5 protein-coding genes are annotated in these 12,029 nt (G+C 64.6%); 3 read left to right on the forward strand and 2 right to left on the reverse strand.

What is annotated here, in order from left to right; translation table 11 throughout:
- Positions 1–198: 198 nt before the first annotated feature.
- The 3 genes from QX128_RS24855 (at position 199) to QX128_RS24865 (ending at position 9,540) form a co-directional block, all read left to right on the forward strand.
- Positions 199–3,759 (forward strand): error-prone DNA polymerase, encoded by a 3,561-nt coding sequence (locus QX128_RS24855; RefSeq protein WP_316238778.1) that lies wholly within the window; start codon positions 199–201, stop codon positions 3,757–3,759.
- Positions 3,760–5,136: 1,377 nt separating this feature from the next.
- Positions 5,137–6,375, forward strand: a complete 1,239-nt coding sequence (locus QX128_RS24860; RefSeq protein WP_410053178.1) for an efflux RND transporter periplasmic adaptor subunit — start codon at positions 5,137–5,139, stop codon at positions 6,373–6,375.
- Positions 6,376–6,417: 42 nt separating this feature from the next.
- Positions 6,418–9,540: a CusA/CzcA family heavy metal efflux RND transporter gene (locus QX128_RS24865; RefSeq protein ID WP_316238780.1), complete on the forward strand. Its 3,123-nt coding sequence runs from the start codon at positions 6,418–6,420 to the stop codon at positions 9,538–9,540.
- On the opposite strand, the gene QX128_RS24870 is transcribed toward QX128_RS24865, so the two are convergent.
- Positions 9,537–10,238 carry an ABC transporter ATP-binding protein gene (locus QX128_RS24870; RefSeq protein ID WP_315801237.1) on the reverse strand — a complete coding sequence of 234 codons (702 nt, stop codon included), beginning with the start codon at positions 10,236–10,238 and terminating at the stop codon, positions 9,537–9,539. The genes QX128_RS24865 and QX128_RS24870 overlap by 4 nt on opposite strands.
- Complete coding sequence (locus QX128_RS24875; RefSeq protein WP_316238781.1) at positions 10,235–11,998, reverse strand: branched-chain amino acid ABC transporter ATP-binding protein/permease; 1,764 nt, start codon at positions 11,996–11,998, stop codon at positions 10,235–10,237. Before QX128_RS24875 ends, QX128_RS24870 begins: the two co-directional genes overlap by 4 nt.
- Positions 11,999–12,029 lie beyond the last annotated feature (31 nt).

A 12,029-nucleotide genomic window follows, 5' to 3' on the forward strand; every position in this document is an offset into this window, starting at 1 on the left:
GGGCAGGTCCATTCCATATGAGGATATGGGGCTGTCGCGACCAGCGACCCGCTCAATTATTGACTCCGTCATGGCCGGGCTTGTCCCGGCCATCCACGTCGTTCGGCATCCTGGGAGCGACGTGGATGCCCGGGACAAGCCCGGGCATGACGACTGGGGGTGCAGGGCCGCCGCTATTCCAGCACGAGCGCCTCCGCCATGACCTCCATCCCCTATGCCGAGATCGGCATCACCACCAATTTTTCCTTCCTGCACGGCGGCTCGCATCCGCAGGACTATGTGCATCAGGCCGCCGAGTATCGCCTCACCGCCATCGGCATCGCCGACCACAACACGCTCGCCGGCATCGTCCGCGCCTATAGCGAGCTGAGTAGCGACCGGCTGAGCTGCAAGCCGAAGCTGCTCTACGGCGCGCGGCTGGTGTTCACCTGCGGCACGCCGGACATCCTGGTCTATCCGCGCGACCGCGCCGCCTACGGCCGGCTGTGCCAACTGCTCACCCGCGGCAAGCGCGGCAGCGATCTCGACAAGGTCGCCAAGGGCGACTGCCGCCTGAGTTTCGAGGATCTGTTCGAGTTCATCGAAGGCCAGCTCGTGGTGCTGATGCCGCCGCATCGCTTCGACGAGGCTGTGCTCGGCAAAATCCTGGCACGGCTGAAAGACAGCCCCGCCGAAGGCGTGTGGCTGGCCGGCAGCCTGCTGTATCGTGGCGACGACCGCCGCCGGCTGGCGCGGCTCGCGCGCCTTGCGGCGTCCAGCAAAGTGCCGCTGATCGCCACCAACGACGTCCTCTATCATCATCCGCAGCAGCGCATGCTGCAGGATGTGCTCACCTGCATCCGCGAGAAAGCCTCGATCGAGACCATCGGCCGAAGGCTCCAGGCCAATGCCGAGCGCCATCTCAAGCCGGGCCACGAAATGGCGCGGCTGTTCCGTGACCACCCCGACGCTGTGACCGAGACCATCCGTTTCACCGACCGCATCGTCTTCTCGCTCGACCAGCTCAAATACCAATATCCGGACGAGCCGGTGCCTCCCGGCAAGACCGCGCAGGGGCATCTGCAGGATTTGACCTGGGCCGGCGCCAAGACCTGTTTCGGCGACCATCTCGATGACAAGCTGCGCGCTGTTCTCGACAAGGAGCTGGCGCTGATCGCCGAGCTCAACTACGCGCATTACTTCCTCACCGTCCACGACATCGTCCGCTATGCCCGCAGCCAGGGCATCCTGTGCCAGGGCCGCGGCTCCGCGGCGAATTCGGCCGTGTGCTACGTGCTCGGCATCACCTCGGTCGATCCAACCAAGATCGATCTGCTGTTCGAGCGCTTCATCTCCAAGGAGCGGCTGGAGCCGCCGGATATCGACGTCGATTTCGAGCATTCGCGGCGCGAGGAGGTGATGCAATATGTCTATCGCCGCTACGGCCGCCACCGTGCGGCGATCATCGCCACCGTCATCCATTATCGCCCGCGCAGCGCCATCCGCGACGTCGGCAAGGCGCTCGGCCTGACCGAAGACGTCACCTCCGTGCTCGCCGACACCGTGTGGGGCAGTTGGGGCGACGGCCTGTCGGACATGCAGGTGCGCCAGGCCGGGCTCGATCCCGCCAACCCGATGATCCGTCGCGCGGTGGAGCTGGCGGGGGAGCTGATCACCTTTCCGCGCCATCTGTCTCAGCATGTCGGCGGCTACGTGCTGACGCAGGATCGGCTCGACAGCTACGTGCCGATCGGCAATGCCGCGATGGACGACCGCACCTTCATCGAATGGGACAAGGACGACGTCGATGCGCTCAGCATGATGAAGGTCGACGTGCTCGCGCTGGGCATGCTGACCTGCATCCGCAAGAGCTTTGCGCTGATCGAGCAGCATAAGCATATTCATCACGATCTGGCGTCGGTGCCGCGGGAGGATTCCAGAGTCTACGACATGCTGTGCAAGGGCGAGTCGCTCGGCGTGTTCCAGGTCGAGAGCCGGGCGCAGATGAACATGCTGCCGCGGCTGAAGCCGCGCACCTTCTACGACCTCGTGATCGAGGTTGCGATCGTCCGGCCCGGGCCGATCCAGGGCGATATGGTGCATCCGTATCTGCGACGTCGGAACAATCAGGAAAAGGTGACCTATCCGTCGCCGTCGCCCGATCACGGCCCGGCGGACGAACTCTACAAGGTGCTGCACAAGACGCTCGGCGTGCCTTTGTTCCAGGAGCAGGCGATGCGGATCGCGATCGAGGCGGCAAAGTTCTCGCCGGAGGAGGCGAACGGCCTGCGCCGCGCGATGGCGACGTTCCGCAACGTCGGCACCATCGGCTCCTATGAGGAGAAGATGGTCACGAGCATGATCGCGCGCGGCTATGATCCGGCCTTCGCCAAGAGCTGCTTCGACCAGATCAAGGGCTTTGGCTCCTATGGCTTTCCGGAGAGCCATGCCGCGAGCTTTGCGCAACTGGTCTATGTCTCGTCCTGGCTGAAATGCTTCCATCCGGATGCGTTCTGCTGCGCGTTGCTGAACTCGCAGCCGATGGGGTTCTACGCGCCGGCGCAGATCGTCGGCGACGCCCACAAGAACGGCGTCGAGATCCGCAACATCGACGTGTCCCACAGCTTCGCCGACAACACGCTGGAGAACACGAACGACAAATACTGCGCCGTCCGCCTCGGCTTCCGCCAGATCGACGGCTTCCGCTGGATCGACCGCGACGAGGAACGGATCAGGAAATTGTCGGAGAAGATGCGGAGAGAGACGCTGGCTGATTCCACACCTTTATTGCCAGCTGTCTCCCCGGTGTCATTCCGGGCCTGCGCCCAAGAGGGCGCATCCCGGAATGACGGTGGGGATACAGCGGGTGACTCACAAAGACTTGATGCGTTTCGAGGGCTCGACGCTGTCGCTTCGCCTTGGAATGACAACGAGCAACAAATTCACTTGTCACTCCCAAACGACGACCGCGAAGACGACTGGGCCGACCGCATCATCAAGGCCCGCGCCCGCGGACCGTTCACCTCGCTGGAAGACTTCGCCCGCGACACTGCGCTGCCCAAGCGCGCGCTGCTGCTGCTGGCCGATGCCGATGCGTTCCGATCGCTCGGGCTCGACCGTCGCGCCGCGCTCTGGGCCGTGCGCCGGCTGCCCGACGACGTGCCGCTGCCGCTGTTCGAGGCCGCCATCGCCCGCGAGCAGCCGGACGAGGGCGCCAAGCCGCTGCCCGAGATGCCGCTGCCGGAGCACGTCGTCGCGGACTATCAGACCATCCGCCTGTCGTTGAAAGGCCACCCGATGGAGTTCCTGCGCCAGCGCTTCGCTGCCGAAGGCGTGCTGGCCTGCCGCGACGTCAACCACGCCAACGATCGGCGCCGCGTCCGCTGTGCTGGCGTCGTGCTGGTGCGGCAGCGGCCCGGCAGCGCCAAAGGCGTCGTGTTCATGACACTGGAGGACGAGACCGGGATCGCCAACATCGTGGTTTGGCCGAAGGTGATGGAGACCTTCCGCAAGGAAGTGATGGGTGCGCGCCTCGTGCTGGTCGAAGGCCGCATCCAGAGCAGCCCCGAGAAAGTCGTTCATCTCGTCGCCATCAGCCTGGTCGACCGCAGCGCCGATCTCACCTTGCTGTCAGACGACCGCCTCGGCGCCGTCCCTCATGGCGCCACGCCCGCCGAGCCGCTCAACGACGACCGCCGCGACCACCCCGACACTCCCTCCCAGCGCGTCAGCCACCCCCGCAACGTCCGCATCCTGCCGCGCTCGCGGGATTTTCATTGAGGTACGGAGAGGTGTTGCCACATGGCTCGCCTAACATGTTGGGCGCGGTGTTTCGTGCAATGCTTCGCATCGCCCGAAGTAACTTCCTCCACCAAGTGCAATGACGATCCGCATCAACGATTGGAATTATCATCGCGGTGTTTGCACGTTGAAAGATCGTGCGCAGTGCAAGTGAATGCGCCCTCTCCCCTTGTGGGAGAGGGCATGTAGGAAGGTGCGGCAAGTTCGGTTGGGTGAGGGGTCTGTCTCCACGGTCGTTGCTTTCGGAGAGATACCCCTCACCCAATCGCGTTTGTGGACAGGTCGGAGATGCCCTCTCCCACAAGGGGAGAGGGCGCTGTATCTCACAGCGCATCCAGGACCTAACTTAAGCTGATAACGGCGCTGCGCGACCTGCCCACCGGCAGAGGTCGCATCATTGGAATTCAGAAATCCGGAAAACTTCGCTCCACTCCAAAATTCCTCTTTCATTTTTTCAGAAATCATGCTCTATTCCGCGCATCCCGCTCCATGAAGAAGGGGCGTAGCGCGCGATCGTCACGACACGCGGGGCGGGGAGCGATGGCTGTGTTCATGCCGCAGCGTAGCTTGGCTACGCGGACGAACGGCGTGGCACGGACGGGAAGGCGTGTGGTCCTGGCGCCCCGACGCTGGCGCTAAGTCCGCGGGTGATGATCCCGCCGACGACGGTGGCTATCAAGCCGGACACCGGGGAGAGCGCGCTATAACCGTGAAAACCATCGCGCAGGGAAGGCCGGGCGTTCTCGGCTGCACCTGTGGTACCTGCCGCCTGCATTCTTTTCGCAGGCGGGCCGCAGGCGCCAGCCGGCGCCTGGCCTTCCCTGCGCCCTCTTCACGAGAGGGTGAAGCGATCGGCAAGAAAATCAGCAAGACTCGGACGCATCTGCGCCGCGAGACTGCGTCTTCATGTGCGCGTCCCAGTCACCTGATCGAGGCTGCCATCGATGATCGCATGGCCGCCAGCCATCGCAGGGCCATGGAAACCATGACTCGATTTTCGCGAACACGCACGACGTTGCGATCTCGCCCGAGCCGGAGCACAAAAGGTGAGGCCGGAGTAGGGGCGTACCCGCGGAGGTTGGCTCATCGACCGGCGACACCGTCCCGGCGATCCGCGGCGCCGTCGATGCGTCCATGGTGCGCCGCGGTGTAACCGCGATTGCCCGGAACGAGCTGAATGCAAGCTGAACGGCTGTCGTTGAACTTTCAAATTTTTAAAGCAAAACAGGGACGAGTTGGGCGATTTTTAGGTTGTTTAAAGCTCCAGTTCCGCACTATTAGCGCCACGATGAGACCGCCAGAGCCGGAATCGTCGACAGATAAAGCGAGCCTATCTGACCAGCCATGGCGTCTGACATGAACCCATCCCCGCAGATGCTCAGCACCAAGCGGCTGCTGATCGGCCTGACTGCCCTGGCGGTGGCCGGCGCGGGCGGCTATGGCTATACGCAATTCCAGTCGGGATCGGCTGCGAAAGACAATATCGAGCTCTCCAGCCAGTCCAAGCGCAACGGCACCACTTTCACGCCATCGGCGGCGGAATGGGCGACGCTGACGATCGAGCCGGTCTGCGACAAGATTTTCCGTGCCGAGCACGTCACCGAGGGCAAGGTTGCCGTCGACGAGGACCGCTCGACGCCGGTGTTCTCGCCCTATGCCGGCCGCGTCACCAAGCTGTTGGCCCGCCCGGGCGACAACGTCAAGCAGGGCCAGCCGCTGTTCGTGATCGAGGCCGCCGACACGGTGCAGGCCCAGAACGATTTCATTGCGGCCATCACCTCGATGAACAAGGCGAAGTCCGCGCTCGATCTCGCCGACATCCAGTACAAGCGCGCCAAGGACCTGTTTGAAGGCAGGGCCATCCCGCTGAAGGATTTCCAGCAGGCGGAGGCGACCTCCGTTCAGGCCCAGAATGACATGCGGTCGTCACAAACGGCGCTGGAGGCCGCCCGCAACAAGCTGCGCATCCTCGGCTTCACGGATGCCGCGATCACCGATTTCCAGAGCAAGGGCGTGATCGACCGCGAGATCACGATCTATTCGCCGATCGCCGGCACGGTCGTGCAGCGCAAGGTCGGCCCCGGACAATACGTAAACTCCGGCGCGAGCGACCCGGTGTTCGTGATCGGCGATCTCTCCACCGTCTGGCTGACCGCGTTCGTCCGTGAGAGCGATGCGGCGCTGGTGAACATCGGCGAGGAAATCCTCGTCAACGTGCTGGCGCTGCCCGGCCGGCCGCTCAAGGCCAGCATCAACTACGTCGCCGCTTCGATCGACCCGGCGAGCCGCCGGCTGCTCGTCCGGGCGACCATCGACAACAAGGACGGCCTGCTGAAGCCGGAGATGTTCGCCAATGTGACGATCTATTCGCCAGGCGAGCAACCCGCCGTCGCGGTGCCCCGACAGGCGCTGATCTACGAAGGCAACCAGGTTCGCGTCTGGGTCGCCCGTCCCGACAAGTCGATCGAGCTGCGCAAGATCAAGACCGGTCTGATCAATGGCGATCAGGTCGCCGTCGAAAGCAATCTGAGCGCAGGCGAGCAGATCGTCACCAAGGGCAGCCTGTTCATCGATCGCGCAGCCTCGGGCAGCTGAGATGCGCGCCTCCCGCCTGCCTTCCTGAAAGTGCCGATCTGAATGGACCGCCTCGTCGCCATCGCCGTCCAGCGGCGCTTCCTGATGGTCGGAATGTTCGTCGCCGTCCTGATCGGCGGCCTGATCGCGTTCCGCCAGCTCAACATCGAAGCCTATCCCGATCCGACCCCGCCGATGGTTGACATCGTGACGCAGAGCCCGGGTCTCTCGGCCGAGGAGATCGAGCGCTACATCACGATCCCGATCGAAACCCAGGTTGCGGGCATCAAGAACCTGCGCACGATCAGAACGATCTCGTTGTACGGCCTGTCCGACGTCAAGCTGCAGTTTTCGTTCGACTACACCTACGACGAAGCTTTGCAGCAGGTGCTGAACCGGCTGTCGCAGCTGTCACCACTGCCGGGCAACGTCACGCCGCAGATCTCGCCCTTGAGCGCGGTCGGCGAAATCTATCGCTACCGGCTGCGTGGTCCGCCCGGCTACAGCGTGCTCGACCTCAAGACCCTACAGGACTGGGTGCTGCAGCGGCGCTTCCGCGCCGTGCCTGGCGTCATCGACGTCACCGGCTGGGGCGGCAAGACCAAGACCTATGAGATCCAGGTCGATTTCAACAAGCTGGTCGCCAACGGTCTGACCCTGCCGCAGCTCTTGCAGGCGGTCGGCAACTCCAACATCAATGTCGGCGGCAACACGGTCGAGATCGGCACGCAGTCGGCGGTCGTGCGCGGCGTCGGCCTGATCCGCTCGATGGACGACCTTGCCAATACCATGGTGTCGCAGAGCGGCGGCAATCCGGTGCTGGTGAAGGACGTCGCCAACGTCACGGTGGCGGAGAAGCCGCGGCTCGGCATCGCCGGCCTCAACAACAACGACGATATCGTCCAGGGCATCGTGCTGATGCGGCGCGGCGAGCAGAGTTCGCCGACGATCGCGCGGGTCGAGCAACTGGTCGACCAGATCAACAACTCGACGATCCTGCCGCCGGGCGTGCGCATCGAGCGCATCTACGACCGCAAGGACCTGATCGACACCACGACCCACACCGTGCTGCACAACATGGTGGTCGGCATCGGTCTGATCGTGCTGTTGCAGTGGATCTTCCTCGGCAATCTCCGCAGCGCGCTGATCGTCGGCGCCACGATTCCGTTCGCGCTGTTCTTCGCCGTCATCATCCTGGTGCTGCGCGGCGAGTCGGCGAACCTGCTGTCGGTCGGCGCGATCGATTTCGGCCTGATCGTCGATGCCACCGTCATCATGGTCGAGGCGATCTTCCGCCGGCTGACGCAGACCACGCCATTGTCCGAGGCCGAGGAGAGCCACATCTCGCCAGAGACGATGATGGGCATGAAGAGCCACGCGATCCTGTCGGCGGCCGCCGACGTGTCGCGCTCGATCTTCTTTGCCGCCGCGATCATCATCGCCGCGTTCCTGCCGCTGTTCACCCTGAGCGGCGTCGAGGGCAACATCTTCGGGCCGATGGCGCGCACCTATGCCTATGCGCTCGCCGGCGGTCTGCTTGCGACCTTCACCGTGACGCCGGCGCTGAGCGCGATCATCCTGCCCGCACATGTCGAGGAGACCGAGACCCGGCTGATGCGGCTGCTGCACGCGATCTATTCGCCGGTGCTGCGCTGGGCGGTCGGCAACCGCAATCTGGTGATGACCGGCGCGATCGGTCTCGTGCTGCTGACCGTGGTGGTCGGCCGGCTGCTCGGGCTCGAATTCCTGCCCAAGCTGGAGGAGGGCAATCTCTGGATCCGTGCGACCCTGCCGCCGACGATTTCGCTGCAGGAGGGCAACGCCTACGTCAACGAGATGCGCAAGATCATCCGCGCGCGGCCCGAGGTCGATGCGGTGGTCTCGCAGCACGGCCGTCCCGACGACGGCACCGATGCCGCGGGCTTCTTCAATGCCGAGTTCTTCGCGCCGCTGAAGCCGGTGAAGGACTGGCCCGGCACCAAGGACAAGGATCAGCTTACCGCGGAGTTGCTGAAGCAGCTCGACGACCGCTTCCCCGGCGTCGAGTTCAATTTCTCGCAATATCTGCAGGACAACGTCTCCGAAGCCGTCTCCGGCGTGAAAGGCGAGAACTCGATCAAGCTCTATGGCAATGATCTGCAGGCGCTGACGGATACCGCCAACAAGATCAAGCAGGTGCTGTCGACGGTGCAGGGCATCACCGATCTCGCGGTGTTCACCTCGCTCGGACAGCCGACCGTGCAGATCGACATCGACCGCGCCAAGGCGGCGCGCTACGGGCTCGCGCCTGGCGACATCAACGCCACCATCAAGGTCGCGATCGGCGGCGACACCGCGGGCGATCTCTACGAGCCCGGCTCCGACCGGCATTTCCCAATCATCGTTCGTCTGGCGCCGGAATATCGCAAGAGCGCGGAGGCGATCGAGAATCTGCGCATCGGTGCGCAGGGGCCGAACGGCATTACGCAAATTCCGCTGAGCGAGGTCGCCGCCATCAAGCTGGTGTCGGGCGCGGCCTATATCTATCGCGAGCAGCAGGAGCGCTATCTGCCGATCAAGTTCTCGGTGCGCGAGCGCGACCTCGGCAGCGCGATCCAGGAGGCGCAGCAGAAGGTCGCCGAGCAGGTGCAGTTGCCGCCCGGCTCGCATGTCGAGTGGGTCGGCGAGTTCGGCAATCTGCAGGATGCGATCAAGCGGCTGTCGATCGTGGTGCCGATCAGCCTCGCGCTGATCGGCGTGCTCCTGTGGTTCAATTTCGGCTCGATGGCCGATACCTTGCTCGCCATGAGCGTGATCCCGATGGCGATCTTCGGCGGCGTGGTCGGCCTCGTCTTGACCGGAATCCCGTTCAGCGTCTCGGCGGCGATCGGCTTCATCGCCTTGTTCGGCATCGCCGTGATGGACGGCATCATCATCCTGTCGCAGTTCAACCAGCTGATCGACGAGGGTGTCGACCGCATCGAGGCCGTCATCCGCACCGGCGAATTGCAGTTGCGTCCGGTGCTGATGACCTGCGTCGTCGCCGGCATCGGCCTGATGCCGGCCGCGGTGTCGACCGGCATCGGCTCGCAGGTGCAGAAGCCGCTCGCGATCGTCGTGGTCACCGGCATGATGCTGGCCCCGATGGTCATCCTGATCACGCTGCCGGTGCTGATCTCGCTGTTCTCCCGCCGAGGCGTTCGCTAGATCCGCATGTGCTCGTCGATGCGCGCGGCGGAGTCACGGTCGACCGCGGCGGCATCGACGATCTCGCCGCGCTTGAACACGAGGTATCTGTCGCTGATCGAGAGCGCGAACGGCAGATGCTGCTCGACCACGATCATCGAGGTGCCGATCTCGCGGCGAGCCCGCACCAGCACCTCGGACAGCCGGTCGACGACGGACGGCTGCAGACCTTCCGTGACCTCGTCGAGCAGCAGCACGTCGGGCTTCGCCATCAGCGCGCGCGCCACGATCAGCATCTTCTGCTCGCCGCCGGACAGTGTGCCGGCCCGCTGGCTCAGCCGCTTGGTGAGCACGGGGAACCAGCCGCCGACCTGCTCGAAACGCGCGGTCATGTCGTCGTCCGTGAGCACGCCGAGCCTGAGATTGTCGCGCACCGACAGATCCTGGAACAGCGCATGCTCCTGCGGCACATAGACCAGCCCCATCTTCCGCTTCAGATGCGGCGCTATCCGCGTCACGTCCTTGCCTGCAAGTCTCACTCGGCCGCGCCAGGCCGGCAGGAAGCCGACGATGGCCTTGAGCAGCGAGGTCTTGCCCATGCCGTTCTTGCCCACGATCGCGAGGGTTTCGGCTTTGCCGAGCGCAAAACCGACATTGCTGATCACCTCCGACGAGCCGTAGCCGCTTGCCAGCTCGTGAACATCCAGAACGCTGCTCATGCGAGGGCCTCCGCATGCGGAACATGCTGTCCGGTGTATATTTCGCGCACCAGCTCGCTGTTCACGACCTCGTCGACCGAGCCGTCGAGCGCGAGGTGCCCCTGGTGCAGCACAATGATGCGCGACGAGATCTCGCGCACGAAATCGAGATCGTGCTCGACCAGGAGAATGCAGAGCCGGTCGCGGCGGGCGAGGGCGGTGAGGATGTCGGCGAAGCTCTGCCGTTCCGCGCGCGTCAGTCCGGCGGTTGGCTCATCCAGCAGCAGCACGTCGGGCTCGAGCGACAGCACCATCGCGAGCTCGAGTGCCTGCTTGAGCCCGTGGCTCAGATTGCGCGCTTCCTCATCGAGCCGCTCGCTGAGCCCGGAGCGTTCGACGACCGACATGGCTGCAGGCGGCAGCGCCAGCGTCACCGCGCGCGAGGTCAGTGCGGGAGGATCAGCATGTGTCCGCGCGACGCGCAGGCATTCCGCGACGGTCAGGGTTTCGAACACCGACGCGGTCTGGAACTTGCGGCCGAGACCAAAGCGAACGACGCGATCCGGTGGCAACCGCGCGATGTCATGGCCGGCGATCGCGACGTCGCCGGCCGAGCGCTCGCGGCCGTCGGAGAGGCAGCGGATCAAGGTGGTCTTGCCAGCCCCGTTGGGACCGACGAGGCTCAGCAATTCGCCGCGATATGCCGTGAACTGCACGCCGTCCAGCACTGCGAGACTGCCATAATGCTTGCCGAGCGCGCGAACTTCGATGGCAACGGCGTCCGGATTGCTGACCGCCGTGGCGGCAGCGGCCGGGCGCAGCGTCGTCGCAGTGCGCCGTCCCGAACCGCCGCGCTTGACCAGGCGCATCACAGCGCCAAGCAGACCGTCCGGGAAGACAAGGATCACGATGATCAGCGCAAGCCCGACGATCAGCTCCCACACGTAGGGGAGGCTATTGGCAAGGTAGGCGCTCGCCACCTCGATGCACAGCGCGCCGATCACCGGACCGATCACGGTGCCGCGGCCGCCGAGCGCGACCATGATCACGAGGTTGGTTCCGAAGCTGAAGCTCGCGTTTTCGGGCGCGGCGATACCGCCGAATCCGGCATAAAAGAATCCGGCCAGCGCGGAGACGATCGCGGACAATACCAGCACCGTGATACGCAGCCGCGACGTGTCGATGCCGAGATAGGTGCAGCGTGCGTCGTTGTCGCGCAGCGCCGCCAGCAGACGTCCGGTGTCACTGCGCATCACGACGAGCGCGAGCGTCGCCGTCGCCAGCAATCCGAAACCAGCGAGTCGCAGCCAGGTCTCGATCTCCAGATCGAAGCTTTCGAAGCCGACAAGTCCGCTCGACGAGCCGGTGAATGTGCCGCCGGAATAGAGGATCTGCACCAGCACGATCGGCACCACCAGCGAGATCACGGAGGCGTAGAGCGGCGTCGAGCCAGGGTAGAACGACAGCCAGCCAGTGAAGGCGGCGACAGCGGCCGCCACCACCACGGCTGCGCCGATCGCGGCGCAGATCTGCCAGGGGCCGAAGCCATATTCGGTGAACATGATCGCGAGCGCATAGGCGCCGATGCCGAAGAAGGCGGACTGGCCGAACGTCAGCGTGCCGCAATAGCCCCACATGATGTCGACGGTGATCGCCGCGATGGCGACGAAGCAGGCGCGCACCAGGATGTTCACGAGGTAGGTATCGAGCAGCAGCGGCGCCACGACGATCACGCCGGCGGCGAGCGCGACCAGCAACGCGGGGACGATCAGGAGCGGCATCGCGCGCTTCGTTGGGGACACAGGAGAGGCG

The organism is Bradyrhizobium sp. SZCCHNR1015 (assembly GCF_032489875.1).
Taxonomy (GTDB): Bacteria; Pseudomonadota; Alphaproteobacteria; order Rhizobiales; family Xanthobacteraceae; genus Bradyrhizobium.